We start from the raw sequence: 16670 nt of genomic DNA, 5'->3' as shown, positions 1-16670 counted from the left end.
ACACTACGACTCGGTTTTCGTTGGCGGACGACCGTAGGCGTATACCGCTCAGGTTACTCCCAGCTCACGATGATGGTGCTGTCGTCAAGATTGGAGCTTCCGTACTCGTCCTCCCCGGTGCGCACGTCATAACCGAGCCTCTCAAGGTCGCGAATGAACTTTGTGAGACGCGCGTTATAGGTGTTGAGCAGACGAGCGGTCTGAAGCGGGGAGATGAGGCTCTGAGTGCGACTGTAGATGATGTCACAAATAGCATCGGCTATGGCTGTGCTGCTATTGGCTGCAAGGTCGCTGTAGAAGGAGTTCCCACTTCCCTTGCCATCCTTGGTGCCGGGAGCGAACTTGACGGAAAGCGAGGTTCTCCCGTACTTTGCAAAAAGACTAATGCGCGTGTGGGTACGGCCCTCGGCGTTATGGAGTGCCCATGACATGGCGTTTTCCGAGAGGGTGTCCGGTTCGGCGTGCTCGCGATTGGACCTGGAAGAGGCTGTGAGCGCCTTGGCCTCCCTGGCGGATATCATGTCCATCCTCCGCTTCCTTTCTGGAGACGACTGCGTTTCCATATAAGATACGATAAAAATAAGAAAATATGGTTGACAAATAGTTATTCATGGCGTTGGTCGCTCCCCGGGGTGCGGCAACATGAGGGCATGCCGCCGGTTGAACAACCCAGCGGGCGTACTTCATGGGTGTTTACGTGCGGTTTCTTTGTGCTATCCTAAGGAGGTCCAATACGGCTGGCACCAGGCTGGCCGTCCTCCTGAAAGGGGAGAGGCGCATGCGTGGATATGGAATGATTGACGTCAACAAGCCTGGCTGGCTCGAGAAGGACAAGCCCCAGGCGGGCCCGCTCGACGCCCTTTTGCGCCCCATCGCCGTGGCACCATGCTCGAGCGACACCCACGCCAGCCACGGGGGCTCCGGCCCCAAGCAAAACCTCATCCTGGGTCATGAAGCTCTTGGCGAGGTCGTCGAGGTCGGCGAGCTCGTGCGCAACTTCAAGCCGGGCGATCGCGTGGTCGTGCCGTGCTGCACGCCTGACTGGGAGTCCCCCCAGCTGCAGCGCCGTGACAGCAACAATGCCCATGACCAGGGGCTCATGGCGAGCTTCAAGTTCCTGGGCAGCAAGGACGGCATCTTTGCCGAGTTCTTTACGGTGAATAACGCCGACGCCAACCTCGTGCCCCTTACCGACGACGTCTCGGTCGAGGACGCCCTCATGACGGTCGACATGATGTCCACGGGCTTCTATGGGGCCGAGAACGCTGATATCAAGTTCGGCGACACCGTGGTCGTCTTTGGCATCGGTCCCGTGGGCCTCATGGCCACGGCGGGCGCGGCACTCTTCGGTGCCGGTCGCGTCATCGGAATCGGCACGCGCCCCAACTGCGCCGAGCTCGCCCGCGAATACGGTGCGACCGACATCGTGAGCTACAAGGAGGGTGACGTCGTCGAGCAGATCCTCGACCTCGTCGGCCAGGTTGACTCCTGCATCATCGCCGGCGGCGGCACCGACAGCATGAACAAGGCCCTGTCGCTCACGCGTCCTGGCGGCACCGTCTCGAGCATCAACTTCTATGACGTGGCCGACACCTTCGAGGTGCCCACGATGCAGTGGGGCCTCGGCATGTCCGACGTGAGCATTCACTGCGGGTTCTGTCCTGGCGGCGCCTACCGCATCGGTCGGCTGCTCAACGTCATCCGCGCCGGGCGCGTGCATCCGGGCAAGATGCTCAACTACACCTATGACGGCTTCGACAAGATCGAGGAGGCCTTCAAGGTCATGGACGAGAAGCCTCGCGACCTAATCAAGCCGATCGTGCACATCGAGTGGTAGCCAGGTGCGTCTCCTAGAGCCCTGATCTCACGGCGGCGGGACCAAGACGGTCCCGCCGCCCTCTTTCTGCGCGAAACGAACGCGACGTAAGGGGCCCGCCTTGGAGTGGGGCGTGGTCCGGCGCCAGGGCCGCCAGGCCGGCGAGCTTTGCCCCCTCGTTACCCCCTCGTTACCTAGCGTTACCCCCTCGTTACCCCACGTTACTCCAGCGTTACCCCACGTTACGGCAGGCGTGCGCCTGCCTCCGAGCCTCGGGCCATGGGGTAGCCTTGGCTTCCGGTGGAAGATGCGGCTCGAGGGGGCAACCGTGGTCGAGATGCTGAGAATGGAGCACATCAGCAAGCGCTTCGGCTCGTTCTATGCGAACCGAGACGTCTCTCTGAGCATCCGGGAGGGGGAGGTCCACACCCTGCTTGGCGAGAACGGGGCTGGCAAGTCGACCCTGATGAACATCCTCGTCGGACTCTACCAGCCCACGGGCGGGAAGATCTTGCATCGCGGCAGAGAGGTCCGCATCAACTGCCCGCGTGATGCGGCAGGGCTTGGCATTGGCATGGTCCACCAGCACTTCATGCTCGTCGAGGCCATGACAGCCCTCGAGAACGTGGTGCTTGGCGTCAAGGGGGAATCGCCCCTGCTCTCCCGCTCCGCCGATCGTGCGAGAATCGGGGCTCTCTCCGAGCGCTATGGCCTCGACGTCGAGCTTGACTCCCCCGTGCGCGAGCTCTCGATTGGCGCGCAGCAGCGCGTCGAGATCCTCAAGGCCCTCTACCGCGGCGCGGATCTGCTCGTGCTCGACGAGCCAACTGCCGTCCTCACCGACCCCGAGGTCGAGAGGCTGTTCGACGTCATGCGCTCGCTCACCGCCGAGGGCAAGTCCGCCGTCTTCATCTCGCACAAAATGCGCGAGGTCATGAGAATATCCGATCGCATCACCGTCCTGCGCGCGGGCAAGTCCGTCGCCACGGTCGAGGTCGGGCGGGCCTCCGCGCAAAGCCTCGCGAACCTCATGATCGGTCACGAGTTCGTGGAGAGCGTCTACGAGAAGGCGAAGGCCCCGGGCGAGGAGGTCATGAGACTCGCTGACGTGTCCCTGCATCCCTCGCTCAAGCACGGCGGCCTGCGCGACGTGTCCCTCACGCTGCGTCGCGGGGAGATTCTGGGCGTCGCGGGCATCGACGGCAACGGCCAGTCGCAGCTCGCTCGTGTCATCACGGGCCTGGAGGCTCCCGAGGGCGGTACGGTAGTCGCCCCCGACGGCCCGGTATCCGTCTTTAGCCCCGAGGCGTTCATCGAGGCCGGCATGGCCGACATCCCCGAGGATCGCAACGCGATGGGGCTCGTGGGAGACATGTCCGTGGCCGAGAACCTTGTGCTCAAGAAGACGGACAGCAAGCGCTTCTCCTATGCGCGTGGTGCCTGGCTCAAGACCGGCGCGATTCGCGCCTTCGCCGAGGAGATGCGCGAGAAGAACGACATTCGCTGCGTCTCTGTTGGCCAGGCGGCCCGCAGCCTCTCCGGCGGAAACCAGCAAAAGGTCATCCTGGCCCGTGAGCTCTACGGGAATCCCTCGATCCTCGTGGCGGTCTACCCCACACGTGGTCTTGACGTGAGCGCTACGAACTTCGTCCATGACGTCATGATCTCCGAGCGCGACAACGGCTGCGCGATCATCCTCATCAGCGCCGACTTCGACGAGGTTCTCAAGCTCTCCGATCGCATCATCGTTCTGTTCGAGGGACGGGTCATGGGCACGTATCCCGGAAAAGGCGCCCCGGTCAAGGAGATCTCCCTGGCCATGGCCGGCAAGTAGGGGGAAGCATGGTTGAAGAGAAGTTTGCCGAGGGGGCAGGCCAACGCCGCGAGTGCCTGCTCACGGTACTCGTGCCGCTGGGGTCGACGCTCCTGGCATTCGTTGCGTGCGGCATCATCATCGCGTGCCTTGGAAAGAACCCGCTCGAGGGCTACGCGCTGCTGTTCTCGGGGTCCATCGGATCGCCCCAGAAGATTGCGAGCTCTCTCGTGGCGGCGTGTCCCCTCATCTTCACCTCGCTGTGCGCCGCGTTCGCGTATCGTTGCGGCGTGTTCAACCTTGGCGGCGAGGGGCAGTTCATCATCGGCGGCGTGGCCTCCGCCTCGGTGCTCGTCGTCACCGGCTCCACCGGGCCCGCCGGCACCGCTCTGGCAATCGTCTCCGGAATCGCCGCCGGAGCCCTGTGGGCCGCCATCGCGGGGGTCATGAAGATAGCCCGAGGGCTCAACGAGATGATCACCTCGATCATGCTCAACTACGTGGCGACCCTGTTCATGGGGTATGTGTACACGAGCCTCTTTCGCGACGGGGGCAACCCGCAGACCCCCTCCGTCGCAGACTCGGTCATGCTCTGCAAGATTCCCGGCCTACGTATGCATGTTGGCGTCGTCATGGCGATCGCGCTCGGTCTCGTGGTGGCCTACGTGATCACCAGGACCTCGTTCGGCTTTAAGATACGGGCCGTCGGCCTGAACCCGGTGGCCTCGCGTGTCAACGGCTTCCCCGTGAAGAGGCTCGTCATGCTCTCGTTTGTGATCTCCGGCGCTATCGCGGGTATGGGAGGAGCCGTGGAGCTCCTTGGCAAGCAGTATCGGCTCATGAGTGGATTCGGGGCGGGCTTTGGCTTCGATGGCGTGGCAATCGCGTTGATAGCACAGCTCAATCCCATCGCGTCGGTCGTGGTGGCCATCTTCTTCGGCATCCTGCAGACGGGGGCCTCCTCCATGCAGGTGGGCATCTTGGTGCCCACGGCTATCGTCGAGATCATGCGCGCCCTTATCATCATCTTCTCGGTGGCGGGCATGGCCCTGCTCAGGCTCCCCCAGATCAAGCAGCTCCTTTCTCAGGCGCGCTCGTCGAGAAAGAGCTCCGAGAGGGCGGAGGCGAGCGCCTGATGGGAGACCTTGTCTCGATGGGCCCCGACGTCCTCTCCGCGACCATCCGCATGGCCGTCCCGCTTCTGCTCGTGGCCATTGCCGAGCTGTTCAGCGAGCGGGCAGGCCTGGTCAACATAGGCCTCGATGGGCTCATGTCCATCGGCGCGCTCTTTGGCTTCCTCGCGGGATACTACACCGGCAACGCCTGGGTGGGCCTCGCCGTGGGCATGGTTGCCGGTGTCCTCTTCAACCTCATCTACGCGCTCTGCACGGTGACGCTCTGCGTGGATCAGGTGGTCACCGGCATGGCCCTGAATATCCTGGCCCCCGCAGTGGCGACGTTCGTCTACAAGGTTGCGTTCGGCGACTCGTCGACGCTCGTCCAGGGCACGCAGATGGCCGTCGCGGGCATCCCGCTCTTGAGCGGCATTCCGGTCGTCGGTCCTGCGTTCTTTCAGCAGACGCCGCTGGCCTACTTCGCCTATCTGCTCGTGCCCCTCTCGGCCGTCTTCTTTGGTCACTTCCGCGCGGGGCTGTCGTTTCGCTCCGTTGGCGAGAATCCCCATGCGGCCGAGACGCTTGGCATCGATGTCCTCAAGACGAAGTACGTCGCGTGCGTCATCTGCGGCGCCCTCGCCGGTCTCGGTGGTGCGTTCCTGACGCTGTGCTATACGAGTACCTACGCCGAGGGCATCGTGGCCGGTCGCGGCTTCATCGCCCTCTCGGCGGTCATCTTTGGCCGCTGGCGTTCTCCTGGCGTCCTCTGCGCCTGCCTGCTCTTTGGCTTCTGCGACGCCCTACAGATCGTGCTGCAGATTCACGCGCAGGGGATTCCTTACCAGTTCTTTCAGATGATCCCCTATGTGGTCACGCTCGTTGTCCTCGTCTTCTTTGGGAGCGGGCGGGCGGGGCCCAAGGCCAACGGCCGGCCTTACTTCCGCGAGGAGCGCTAGCTCGGCGCGCGGGGATCTGGGAAGCGACACTTCGACGAAGGGATTCACCATGCTTGACAGAAGACAGTTCATTGGCGTCGTGGGCGCCACCGTCCTCGGGCTAGGCCTTGCTGGCTGCGGCTCGGACTCCGGCACGGACGCCCAGGAGGGCACGGGCGCCGCCGACACGACCGCCAAGCGGAAGATCGCGATCTTTCTCGATGGGCCGATCAACGACGGCGGCTGGGGGGCGAGCTGCTACAAGGCCATGGTCGACGGGGCTGCCGAGCTGGGCTGGGACACGGCCTACTCCGAGTCCGTCGCGCAGTCCGACTGGGCCACCACGATGACGAACTACGTCGACCAGGGCTATGACCTCATCTTCGCGCCCGGCAACCAGTACAGCGACACGGTCGAGCAGGTGGCCTCCGACAACCCCGACGCCCGCTTCGTCATTCTGAACGACACCGTCCAGACCGACAACATTGAGAGCCTCATGCCCAACACCGAGCAGATCGGGCTGCTCGCGGGCGCCCTCGCGGGCGTCCTGTCCAAGAAGGAGAGCATAGGTTTTGTGGGCGGAGTCGAGCTTGATACCACGAAGAGCAAGCTCGAGAACTACACGAAGGCTGCGCAGAAGGTCAACGCGGCCATCCAGGTCACAAGCGCCTACGCAGGCTCGTTCTCCGACGCGGCCAAGGGCAAGGAGCTCGGAACCTCGATGGTGACCGGCAGCGGCGTCGACGTCATGTTTGGCGACGCCTCCATCGTGGACACGGGCGTGCGCGAGGCGCTCAGCGGCTTCGACGGCGTCTATGACATCGGCCAGCCGGCCGACCTGGGCGGTCCAGACGACCCGCTAATCGCCAACAGCGTCGTAACGGACAACAAGACTATGCTGCTCCAAGCCATGAAGGACGTTGAGGCCGACTCCTACGGCAACAAGGTTATCAACGGCGACCTCTCCAACGGGGGCGTCTCCGTAGGGACCTTCTCCAGCATCGTGACGACCGACCAGCAGGCCGCCTACAACGGCTACGTCGATCAGATCAAGGCGGGAACCTTCCTGTAGGGAAGGCATTTACGGCCGCCATCCGCCTGGGGTCGCGCCTCAGGCGGCGGCCGACGTAGCCAAGTCAGAGAACGTCGGCGAGAGCGCCGAAAAGAGTGTCTTGAGTGATTTTTCGCGGCTATCCGGTCGCTGAGTCTCGCTCGCCCCGCCGTGGGCACCCGTGTGCGTCGGGTGCCCACGGCGGGGTTTTCTGGAACGGGGGCACCGTCACAAGGGCCACCAAACGCGAGGCGGCGGCTACCCGGTCTTGTCAGACGAGAGATTGAGGACGTCCCAGGCAGGAGTGGCGCGCCTGCCCCGTCCGGGCACAACGTGCGGGAGCAGACCTCGCCAAACAGAAAACTAAAAGCACGTGGATGGCCGTACGCGTTTGTCTCGGGGCTCCCTCGGCCCCGTGCAACGCCTCTGACGGTCGTCGTCTGGGACCGCCCACGGGCGCAAATGTGACGTTTGCCGGGTCAGGGAAATAGGGCTTGCAACAAACAAAAAATGTGCCAACATATGGAGTAACAAACTTTCTGTTTGATAATCAGACAAAAAGTAGGAAACACGCGAGTCGGGGAGGACGCCGTGAGCGAAAAGATCGAGTGGGTCACCAACCACATGCCCAAGAGCGAGGATGAGAAGCTTGCCGTAATGACGACGGACAACGTCGCCAAGGCGCAGGCCTTTCACCGTGGCTTTCCGCAGTACTCGGTGACGCCGCTTGCCAACCTGTCTGGCATGGCCAAGCACGTGGGACTGGGCGGGCTCTTCGTCAAGGACGAGAGCTACCGCTTTGGTCTCAACGCCTTCAAGGTGCTCGGCGGTTCCTTCGCCATGGCGCGCTACATCGCCCAGGAGATGGGCAAGGACGTGTCCGAGATGACCTACGACTATCTCACCTCGCGGCAGTTCCAGGACGACTTCGGCCAGGCGACGTTCTTCACCGCCACCGATGGCAACCACGGGCGCGGCGTCGCCTGGGCGGCCAACAAGCTGCACCAGAGGGCCGTCGTGCACATGCCCAAGGGCTCGACCAAGACGCGCTTCGATAACATCGCCAAGGAGGGCGCCGAGGTCACCATCGAGGACGTCAACTACGACGACTGCGTCCGCATGGCCGCCGCCGAGGCTGCCAAGACCGAGCACGGCGTCGTGGTCCAGGACACCGCCTGGGACGGCTACGAGGAGATTCCCGCCTGGATCATGCAGGGCTACGGCACCATGGCCGCCGAGGCCGCCGAGCAGCTCCGCTCGCTCGAGGTGAACCGCCCCACGCACGTCTTCGTCCAGGCCGGCGTGGGCTCGCTCGCAAGCTCCATGGTGGGCTACTTCACCAACCTCTTCCCCTCCAACCCCCCCAAGTTCGTCATCATGGAGGCCGCCGCGGCCGACTGCCTCTACCAGGGTGCCAAGGCCGCCGACGGCAGCCCCCGCATCGTGGGTGGCGACCTCCAGACCATCATGGCCGGCCTCGCCTGCGGCGAGCCCAACACCATCGGCTGGGACATCCTCAGAAACCACGCCACGGCCTTCCTCTCCTGCCCCGACTGGGTCAGCGCCGAGGGCATGCGCAAGCTCGCCGCTCCCGTGAAGGGCGATCCTGCGGTCACGTCCGGCGAGTCCGGAGCCGTGGGCATGGGGGCCATCAGCGCCCTCATGTGCGACCCCGCCTATGCCGAGCTGCGCGAGGCCCTCGAGCTGGACAAGAACTCCCAGGTTCTGCTCTTCTCGACCGAGGGTGACACCGATCCCGAGCGCTATCGCCAGATCGTCTGGGACGGTGCCTGGGCCAAGTAGGTCAACGTATGCTGCGAGCGAGGCGCCGCCTCGCCTTGCCCGCAGCTCCGCATGACACACATCCGAGGGAGGGGCGAGGCGGTCCCCATCCAACGTTTTACGAGAAAGGACATGAACTATGGCAAGGGAACTGGACTACGAGCTCATCAAGAAGACCGCCGAGGGCTACCGCAAGGACATGACGGCATTCCTGCGTGCGATGATCGCCATTCCGTCCGAGAGCGCCGAGGAGGAGGGCGTCATCCGTCGCATCAAGCAGGAGATGGAGAAGCTCGACTTCGATGAGGTCCAGATCGACGGCCTCGGCAACGTCATCGGCTTCATGGGCACCGGCGACAAGATCATGTGCCTCGACGGCCACATCGACACCGTGGGCATCGGCAACCGCGACAACTGGACGCATGACCCCTACGAGGGCTACGAGACCGACGACCTCATCTACGGCCGCGGTGGCTCCGACCAGGAGGGCGGCCTGTGCGCCTCCGTCTACGCCGCCAAGATGATGAAGGACCTCGACCTCATCCCCGAGGGCTACAAGGTCATGGTCTCCGGCGACGTCATGGAGGAGGACTGCGACGGCCTCTGCTGGCAGTACATCGTCAACAAGGACGGCATCCGCCCCGAGTTCGTCATCTCCACCGAGCCCACCGACGGCGGCATCTACCGTGGTCACCGCGGCCGCATGGAGATCCGCGTCGACGTCCGCGGCGTGTCCTGCCACGGCTCCGCGCCTGAGCGCGGCGACAACGCCATCTACAAGATGGCTGACGTCGTCAACGACGTGCGTGAGCTCAACAACAACGGCTATGCCGAGTCGACCCAGATCAAGGGCCTGGCCAAGATGCTCGACCCCAAGTTCAACCCCGACCACTACGAGGACGCTCGCTTCCTCGGTCGCGGCAGCTGCACCGTCTCGCAGATCTTCTACACGAGCCCGAGCCGCTGTGCCGTGGCCGACTCCTGCGCCATCTCCATCGACCGCCGCATGACCGCCGGCGAGACCTGGGAGGGCTGCCTCGAGGAGGTCAAGAACCTTCCGGCCGTCAAGAAGTACGGTGACGACGTCAAGGTCACCATGTACATGTACGACCGTCCAGCTTGGACCGGTGAGGTCTACGAGACCGAGTGCTACTTCCCGACCTGGATCAACAAGGAGAGCGCGCCGCACGTCAAGGCCCTCGTCGACGCCCACAAGGCCCTCTTCGGCGACAAGCGCATCGGCTGCGAGGCCTCCATGGACCTGCGCAACCGTCCCCTCGTGGACAAGTGGACCTTCTCGACTAACTGCGTCGCCATCCAGGGTCGCTACGGCATCCCCTGCGTGGGCTTTGGTCCTGGCGCCGAGAGCCAGGCGCACGCGCCCAACGAGATTACCTACAAGGACGACCTCGTGACCTCTGCCGCCCTCTACGTGGCCGCGCTCAACCTGTATGACGGCTCCGCCGCCAGCGACGACGACGCGACCGAGTTCCGCGCCGACCTCACGGACAACGACATCAAGTAGTTTCCTAGGGATGCGTCCGGGCGGGGCCCCTCCTTTCAGGGGAGAGGAGCCCCGCCCGGACGCCCCTGCCCTCGGGCGCATGACACCAACCTTGGAGAGGAATCAGACATGAGCAAGTTCCGCACCTATCTTGACCAGCTTTCTGGCCTTGACTTCTCGAACATGTACGAGAACGACTTCCTGCACACGTGGGACAAGACCACCGACGAGCTCCGCGCCCTCTACGCCGTGGCCAACGCCCTGCGCGACCTGCGCGAGCGCAACATCTCCACACGCATCTTCGACTCGGGCCTCGCGGTGTCACTGTTCCGTGACAACTCCACGCGCACGCGCTTCTCGTTCTCCTCGGGCACCAACCTCTTGGGCATGCAGCTCCAGGACCTCGACGAGGGCAAGTCCCAAATCGCCCACGGCGAGACCGTCCGCGAGACCGCCACGATGATCAGCTTCATGTCCGACGTCATCGGCATCCGCGACGACAAGTACATCGGTGCCGGCGACGCGTACATGAAGGAGGTCTCCGAGTCCGTCGCGCAGGCCTACGCCGACGGCGTGCTCGACCACCGTCCCACGCTGGTCTCCCTGCAGTCTGACTCCGACCACCCCACGCAGTCCTCGGCCGACCTGCTCTACCTCATCAACGAGTTCGGCGGCCTCGAGAACCTGCGCGGCAAGAAGGTTGCCGTGACCTGGGCCTACTCCCCCTCCTACGGCAAGCCCCTGTCCTGCCCGCAGTCGCTCATCTCGCTGCTTCCCCGCTTTGGCATGAACGTGACGCTCGCGCACCCCGAGGGCTACGACCTCATGCCCGAGCTCGTCGAGAAGGCCAAGGTCTACTCGACCGAGTCCGGCGCCACCTTCGCGCAGACCAACTCGATGGCCGAGGCCTTCGAGGGCGCTGACATCGTGATTCCTAAGAGCTGGGCCTCATATGCCGCCATGGAGCGTCGTACCAAGCTCTACGCCCAGGGCGACGACGCCGGCATCAACGCGCTCGAGCAGGAGCTTCTCGCCCAGAACGCCACGCACCAGGACTGGTGCTCCACGCAGGAGCTCATGGCCACGACCGCCAAGGGCGACGACACCATCTTCATGCACCCGCTGCCCGCCGACATCTCCGGCGTCTCCTGCGAGCACGGCGAGGTCATGGCCGACGTCTTCGACCTGCACCGCGACGGCATGTACAAGGAGGCCTCCTACAAGCCGTACGCCATCGCGGCCATGGTCTTCCTGCAGAAGGCCAAGGACCCCGCGGCCACGCTCGCTGCCCTCGAGGGGGCTGCGAAGCCTCGCTGGCACCAGGCATAATAGCTAGATTCGTTCGGGTGGTGGCCACCGAGCGTCTCGCGCTCATCTTCGCGCTTTGCGCTCAGAATGTCGCGTGCGATGCTCGGTGGCCCCGCCGTTCACAATCCAGCGGAGAGGAAGTTACATGAGTAGAAGAATCGTGGTTGCACTGGGTGGCAACGCGCTGGGCAAGAACCTACCCGAGCAGATGAAGGCCGTCCAGGTGACCTCCAAGGCCATCGCCGACCTGATCGAGCGGGGCAACGAGGTCATCGTCGTGCACGGCAACGGCCCGCAGGTGGGCATGATCGCCAACGCCATGACCGAGCTCACCCGCTCGGACCCCGAGAAGTACATCCCGTGCCCGCTTTCGGTCTGCGGTGCCATGAGCCAGGGCTACATCGGCTACGACCTGCAGAACGCCCTGCGCGAGGAGATGGAGCGCCGCAGCATCGACCACGGCGTGGCCACGGTCCTCACGCAGGTCGAGGTCGATCCCGAAGACCCCGCGTTCAAGGAGCCGACCAAGCCCATCGGCTCGTTCATGACCAAGGAAGAGGCCGACGTTCTGACCCGCGAGCGCGGCTACGAGTTCATGCACGACGCCAAGCAGGGCTATCGTCGCGTCGTGGCGTCGCCCCTGCCCCAGCGCATCGTCGAGCTCGACACGATCACCTCGCTCGTGGCGGCCGATCACGTGGTCATCGCCTGCGGGGGCGGCGGCATCCCGGTCTATCGCACCGAGGGAACCCACCTCAAGGGCGCTGCGGCCGTTATCGACAAGGACTTCGCGGCCGAGCTTCTCGCCGAGTCGCTTGATGCCGACTACCTCGTGATCCTCACCGCCGTCGAGAAGGTCGCCATCCGCTTTGGCGCCCCCGACCAGGAGTGGCTCTCCGAGCTCGCCCCCGAGCGCGCCCACGAGCTCGCCGCCGCAGGCGAGTTCGGCAAGGGCTCTATGGAGCCCAAGGTCCTCGCCGCTTCCAAGTTCGCCGAGTCCAAGCCCGGGCGCTCCGCGCTCATCACCCTACTCGAGAAGGCCGCCGACGGCCTGGCGGGCAAGACGGGCACGGTCGTGCGTGCCGAAGAGGCATAATGACCTCATGAGACCGTATGTGAGGACATACCTCGTCGACGACAAGGGGGAGCGCGCCTTTGGCTCCGGCCCCGCTGAGCTTCTGCGCCGCATACGCGAGCACGGGAGCCTGCGTGCCGCTGCCCAGTCGATGGGTATGGCCTACACCAAGGCCCTCGCGCTCGTGAAGAACGCTGAGGCCGCCGTCGGCCACCCGCTCACCACGCGCGTCGTGGGAGGGGCGGGCGGCGGCGGCTCCACGCCCACGCCCGAGGCGGACGCGCTCCTGGAGGCCTACGAGCGGTGGACCTCCGTCGTGGAGGCCACGGCCGCCGTGCGCTACGCCTCCGCGTTCGCGGGGCTGGACGACCTGTCTCGCGACGATGCCTCGAAGGAGGCGCGGCGCACCGTGGGCGTGGCGGTCCTTGCGGCCGGTCACGCCACGCGCTTTGGCGCGGACAAGCTCGTGGAGCCCCTTCTTGGCGAGCCCGTGCTCGCCCGTACGCTCGGTTGCGTGCCCAGCGCGTTGCCCCTGGTCGTGACCTCTGTCTCGTCCGAGGTCGACGAGCTCGCTCGCGGGCGCGGCGCGGACGTCGCGCGCCCGGGCGGGCCCGATCAATCGGACTCCACGCGCGCCTTGGCCGCCTATGCGCTCGAGGCAGGCTGGGACGCCTGCCTGTTCGTGCCCGGCGATCAGCCGCTCGTCGAGCCTGCCAGCGTGCGCTCGCTGCTTGGTGCCTCCCGTGCGAACCCGGACGCCTGCGTGCGCCTTGCGTGGCGCGGGCGCGCGGGCTCTCCCATCCTCTTTCCGGCGCGGGTTCTGCCTCGGCTCGAGGCGCTCACGGGCGACGTGGGCGGACGGGCGGCCCTGGGAGACGCCGTGGCGCGCATGAGCGTCGAGGCGACGTGGCCCTGGGAGCTCTGGGACGTTGACACGCCTTCGGACCTGGAGCGCATTCGCGAGGTTATGGAGGCTGGCCTCGGGCGTGCCTGAGGCCCGTTGAAGGGAGACCGCATGGTCATCATTCAAAACGGGGCGCTCGTCTGCCCTGACGGCATGCGCTACGGCGACGTCGCGCTCGAGGGGGGCCACATCGCGCGCATGGCCGCTGCGGTCGAGCCCACGGAGGCGGACGAGGTCTACGATGCCTCGGGCTGTTGGGTGTTCCCGGGTTTCATCGACGCCCACACGCACATGCAGTGCTGGACCGGCATGGACTGGACGGCCGACAGCTTCGAGACGGGCACGCGCGCCGCTGCCTGCGGCGGCACCACGACGATCGTGGACTACGCCACGGCCGACCGTGGCGTGACCATGCCCGACGGCCTCGCCGAGTGGCACCGCCGCGCCGATGGCACCTGCACGGCCAACTACGCCTTTCACATGGCGCTCGCCGAGTGGAACGAGCGCAACCGCGCCGACCTCAAGGTCATGCGCGACGCCGGCGTGGCGAGCTTCAAGGCGTACCTGGCTTACGACCACCTGAAGCTCGAGGACTCCGAGCTCCTCGAGCTCATGGAGGCCCTGAAGCCGCTGGGCGCCACCCTGTGCGTGCACTGCGAGAACGGCAGCATCATCGACGCTATGCAGAAGCGCGTGGTGGCCCGGGGCATCACCGGTCCCGAGGGCCATCCCCTGAGCCGCCCCGTCGAGGCCGAGGCCGACGCCGTCTCGCGCTTTCTCTACCTCGCCCATCTCGCGGGAGACGCGCGCGTGAACGTGGTGCACCTCTCCACCAAGATGGGCCTCGACGCCATCCGCGCGGCCAAGGCGCGCGGCCAGAAGAACATCTTCGTGGAGACCTGCCCGCAGTACCTGCTGCTCGACGACACCTGCTACCTCGAGAGGGGCGCCGATGGCTTCGCGGGCGCCAAATACGTGATGAGCCCCCCTCCGCGCAAGCCCTCCGACCGCGCGGCCCTGCGTGAGGCCGTGCTCACGGGCGAGATCGACACGATCGCGACCGACCACTGCAGCTTCAACCTGCACGGCCAGAAGGATCGCGGCAGGGGCGACTTCAGGAAGATCCCCAACGGTGGCCCCGGCGTCGAGCACCGGCCCGCGCTTATCGCCACGAGCTTCGCCGGTGAGCTTGGCCCCACCGACCTGTGCCGCCTCATGAGCGAGATGCCCGCCAAGGTCTTCGGCATGTGGCCCCAGAAGGGCCAGCTGGCCGAGGGCGCGGACGCCGACGTGTGCGTGTGGGACCCCACCGCCGAGTGGACCATCAACGCGGCCACGCAGCATCAGAACGTGGATCACACGACCTACGAGGGCTTCGAGTGCTGCGGGCGCGCGCACCTCACGTTCGTGAACGGCGTGCTTGCGGCCCAAGACGGCGAGCCCACCGGCGCCCAGCCCGGCCAGTACGTGGCAAGATAGGCATCCCTGCCCGCCGGACGACGGGCAACAAAAGGAGAAGGAGAAACACCATCATGGCAAACGAGGCAATCGTCACCAACAACGCTCCTGCGGCCATCGGCCCCTACTCGGCGGCCATCAAGTCCGGCAACGTCATCAACGTGTCCGGCCAGCTGCCCATCGACCCCGCGACCGGCGAGTTCGCCGGCGACGACATCACGTCGCAGACGCGTCAGAGCCTCACGAACGTGAAGAGCGTCCTCGCGGCCGCCGGTGCCACGATGGCCAACGTGGCCCAGGCCACGGTCCTCCTGGACTCCATCGCGGACTTCGGCGCCATGAACGAGGTCTACGGCGAGTTCTTCTCTGCGCCGTACCCCGCCCGCGCCGCCTTCGAGGTCGCCGCGCTGCCCAAGGGCGCCAAGGTCGAGATCGAGGTCGTCGCGTACCTGTAGCGATCGCTCTGGTCCAGATACGTGGATAAGCCCCCGGGACCTCTAGGCAAGAGAGCTCTTGTCGAGAAAGCTCGGGGGCTTCTGCTCTCTTGGGCACCCCTGAATGACCCGTCTCGGACGAGTTTGCCGTGGGCGCTACCGCCTACGTTGCTCTGTATGCCACAGACGGTTTTTCTCTTGACTAATCGCGATTATCAAACAAGAATGAGCTTTACTCGTACATGAGGGAATTTTAAAAGTGACAGGGGGGCACGTGGGCATCTACGCAGACAACGCATGTACGACGTTCCCCAAGCCTCCCTGTGTTGTCGAGGCCATGACGCGCTTTATGACTGAGGGCGGCTACAACGTTAACCGCGGGAGCTACGGTGGTGCCTTCGACGCGGAGGACGGCGTGCTCGAGTGTCGCGAGCTGCTCTGCGAGCTTCTCGGCGGTCCCGACCCAAGCGACGTTGTGTTCACGCGCTGCATTACCGAGTCCCTCAACCTCGTGCTCAAGGGGCTTCTCACGCCGGGAGACCACGTCGTGGTCTCCTCGATGGAACACAATGCCGTCATGCGCCCGCTCACGCAACTAGCGCAGAGGGGCGTCACTTTTACGCGCATCGCCTGCGCGGCCGATGGCAGTCTGGACCCTGTTGACGTAGTCCAAGCTCTCACGCCCGCCACGCGCATAGTCGTAATGACCCACGCAAGCAACGTCTGCGGAACCATGCTCCCGCTCGCCGAGGTGGGGGCCCTGTGCCAGGAGCGCCACATTGCCTTTATGGTGGACTCCGCTCAGACGGCGGGCTTCGTGCCCACGCGCATGGACGAGCTTCATGCTGACGCCCTTTGCTTCACGGGTCATAAGGGACTCTTGGGTCCTCAGGGGATAGGCGGTGTCGTGCTCTCTCCCGAGCTCGCCGCCACGCTCGAGCCCCTCGTGGTGGGAGGCACCGGATCGGTGAGCGACTCTGAGGAGACCCCTTGCTTCATGCCTGACCGCTTCGAGGCGGGCACCCTCAACCTGCCTGGGATCATGGGCCTGCGCGCGAGTCTCCTGTGGCTGCGCGAGCAGGGGATAAACGCCATCCGCGCTCACGAGCTCGCGCTGACGCAGCGTTTCCTCGACGGGCTCTTCCCGCTCGAGGAAGACGGGCTCGTACGCATCGTGGGAAGGCGCGACACAACCAATCGCACGGGCGTCGTCTCCGTGTGCACGCCTCTTCTCGACGAGGCCGAGGTCGCCCGCCGCCTTGACGTCGACTTTGGCATCCAGACGCGCGTGGGCCTGCATTGCGCCCCGAGTGCCCACAAAACGTTGGGCACCTTCCCCGTGGGGACTATTCGCTTCTCGTTCGGCTTCGCAGGTACCGAGGCTGATGTCGACGCGGTTCTGACCGCGCTTCGAAAAATCTGCTCCCAACTAAACCATCCAATCGATTAGGACGCATCGGCCAAGCGTGTCTTGG

The 16670-nt window shown here is 65.1% G+C and carries 14 protein-coding genes; 13 read left to right on the top strand and 1 reads right to left on the bottom strand.

Annotation, left to right across the window (positions count from 1 at the left end; translation table 11 throughout):
* Positions 1-53: 53 nt before the first annotated feature.
* Entirely contained in the window at positions 54-527 is a 474-nt protein-coding gene (locus INP52_RS07525) for a hypothetical protein (RefSeq protein ID WP_228478300.1), read from the bottom strand.
* 251 nt (positions 528-778) lie between these two features.
* On the opposite strand from INP52_RS07525, the gene INP52_RS07520 reads away from it, so the two are divergent.
* The 13 genes from INP52_RS07520 to INP52_RS07460 all read left to right on the top strand — a co-directional run bounded on the left by INP52_RS07520 (position 779) and on the right by INP52_RS07460 (position 16645).
* Complete coding sequence (locus INP52_RS07520) at positions 779-1837, top strand: zinc-binding dehydrogenase (protein WP_194370504.1); 1059 nt, start codon at positions 779-781, stop codon at positions 1835-1837.
* 316 nt (positions 1838-2153) lie between these two features.
* A complete protein-coding gene (locus INP52_RS07515; RefSeq protein WP_228478435.1) occupies positions 2154-3650 on the top strand; it encodes an ABC transporter ATP-binding protein in 1497 nt (498 codons plus the stop codon).
* A gap of 8 nt (positions 3651-3658) precedes the next feature.
* The gene (locus INP52_RS07510) at positions 3659-4765 is read left to right on the top strand and encodes an ABC transporter permease (protein ID WP_194370498.1); all 1107 of its coding nucleotides are present in this window, start codon (positions 3659-3661) and stop codon (positions 4763-4765) included.
* Positions 4765-5700, top strand: a complete 936-nt coding sequence (locus INP52_RS07505; RefSeq protein WP_194370496.1) for an ABC transporter permease — start codon at positions 4765-4767, stop codon at positions 5698-5700. Before INP52_RS07510 ends, INP52_RS07505 begins: the two co-directional genes overlap by 1 nt.
* 49 nt (positions 5701-5749) lie before the next feature.
* Positions 5750-6751 (top strand): BMP family protein, encoded by a 1002-nt coding sequence (locus tag INP52_RS07500; protein WP_194370494.1) that lies wholly within the window; start codon positions 5750-5752, stop codon positions 6749-6751.
* Positions 6752-7321: 570 nt separating this feature from the next.
* The gene (gene dpaL, locus INP52_RS07495; RefSeq protein WP_194370492.1) at positions 7322-8533 is read left to right on the top strand and encodes a diaminopropionate ammonia-lyase; all 1212 of its coding nucleotides are present in this window, start codon (positions 7322-7324) and stop codon (positions 8531-8533) included.
* Positions 8534-8651: 118 nt separating this feature from the next.
* The gene (locus tag INP52_RS07490) at positions 8652-10037 is read left to right on the top strand and encodes a YgeY family selenium metabolism-linked hydrolase (protein ID WP_194370490.1); all 1386 of its coding nucleotides are present in this window, start codon (positions 8652-8654) and stop codon (positions 10035-10037) included.
* A gap of 108 nt (positions 10038-10145) precedes the next feature.
* On the top strand, positions 10146-11345 hold the full coding sequence (gene ygeW / locus INP52_RS07485; protein ID WP_194370488.1) for a knotted carbamoyltransferase YgeW: 1200 nt from the start codon (positions 10146-10148) through the stop codon (positions 11343-11345).
* Positions 11346-11469: 124 nt separating this feature from the next.
* Positions 11470-12420, top strand: a complete 951-nt coding sequence (arcC, locus tag INP52_RS07480) for a carbamate kinase (RefSeq protein ID WP_194370486.1) — start codon at positions 11470-11472, stop codon at positions 12418-12420.
* Between the two features lie 7 nt (positions 12421-12427).
* Positions 12428-13393, top strand: coding sequence for an NTP transferase domain-containing protein (locus INP52_RS07475; protein ID WP_194370484.1), 966 nt, complete (start codon positions 12428-12430; stop codon positions 13391-13393).
* Positions 13394-13414: 21 nt separating this feature from the next.
* The gene (hydA, locus tag INP52_RS07470; RefSeq protein ID WP_194370482.1) at positions 13415-14782 is read left to right on the top strand and encodes a dihydropyrimidinase; all 1368 of its coding nucleotides are present in this window, start codon (positions 13415-13417) and stop codon (positions 14780-14782) included.
* A 53-nt stretch (positions 14783-14835) separates the two neighbouring features.
* Entirely contained in the window at positions 14836-15216 is a 381-nt protein-coding gene (locus INP52_RS07465) for a Rid family detoxifying hydrolase (RefSeq protein ID WP_194370480.1), read from the top strand.
* A 253-nt stretch (positions 15217-15469) separates the two neighbouring features.
* Positions 15470-16645, top strand: a complete 1176-nt coding sequence (locus INP52_RS07460; RefSeq protein WP_194370478.1) for an aminotransferase class V-fold PLP-dependent enzyme — start codon at positions 15470-15472, stop codon at positions 16643-16645.
* The last annotated feature ends 25 nt before the right edge of the window (positions 16646-16670 follow it).

This window comes from Thermophilibacter immobilis (assembly GCF_015277515.1).
GTDB classification, from domain to species: Bacteria; Actinomycetota; Coriobacteriia; order Coriobacteriales; family Atopobiaceae; genus Thermophilibacter; species Thermophilibacter immobilis.
Note: the sequence above shows the minus strand (reverse complement) of the source record. Positions and strands in the feature narration are given on the sequence as shown.

Excerpts from the sequence above, each read along its gene's own strand:
- INP52_RS07525 (WP_228478300.1), bottom strand. The coding sequence starts at position 527 with ATGGACATGATATCCGCCAGGGAGGCCAAGGCGCTCACAGCCTCTTCC.
- INP52_RS07520 (WP_194370504.1), top strand. The coding sequence starts at position 779 with ATGCGTGGATATGGAATGATTGACGTCAACAAGCCTGGCTGGCTCGAG.
- INP52_RS07515 (WP_228478435.1), top strand. The coding sequence starts at position 2,154 with ATGCTGAGAATGGAGCACATCAGCAAGCGCTTCGGCTCGTTCTATGCG.
- INP52_RS07510 (WP_194370498.1), top strand. The coding sequence starts at position 3,659 with ATGGTTGAAGAGAAGTTTGCCGAGGGGGCAGGCCAACGCCGCGAGTGC.
- INP52_RS07505 (WP_194370496.1), top strand. The coding sequence starts at position 4,765 with ATGGGAGACCTTGTCTCGATGGGCCCCGACGTCCTCTCCGCGACCATC.
- INP52_RS07500 (WP_194370494.1), top strand. The coding sequence starts at position 5,750 with ATGCTTGACAGAAGACAGTTCATTGGCGTCGTGGGCGCCACCGTCCTC.
- INP52_RS07490 (WP_194370490.1), top strand. The coding sequence starts at position 8,652 with ATGGCAAGGGAACTGGACTACGAGCTCATCAAGAAGACCGCCGAGGGC.
- ygeW (WP_194370488.1), top strand. The coding sequence starts at position 10,146 with ATGAGCAAGTTCCGCACCTATCTTGACCAGCTTTCTGGCCTTGACTTC.
- arcC (WP_194370486.1), top strand. The coding sequence starts at position 11,470 with ATGAGTAGAAGAATCGTGGTTGCACTGGGTGGCAACGCGCTGGGCAAG.
- INP52_RS07475 (WP_194370484.1), top strand. The coding sequence starts at position 12,428 with ATGAGACCGTATGTGAGGACATACCTCGTCGACGACAAGGGGGAGCGC.
- hydA (WP_194370482.1), top strand. The coding sequence starts at position 13,415 with ATGGTCATCATTCAAAACGGGGCGCTCGTCTGCCCTGACGGCATGCGC.
- INP52_RS07465 (WP_194370480.1), top strand. The coding sequence starts at position 14,836 with ATGGCAAACGAGGCAATCGTCACCAACAACGCTCCTGCGGCCATCGGC.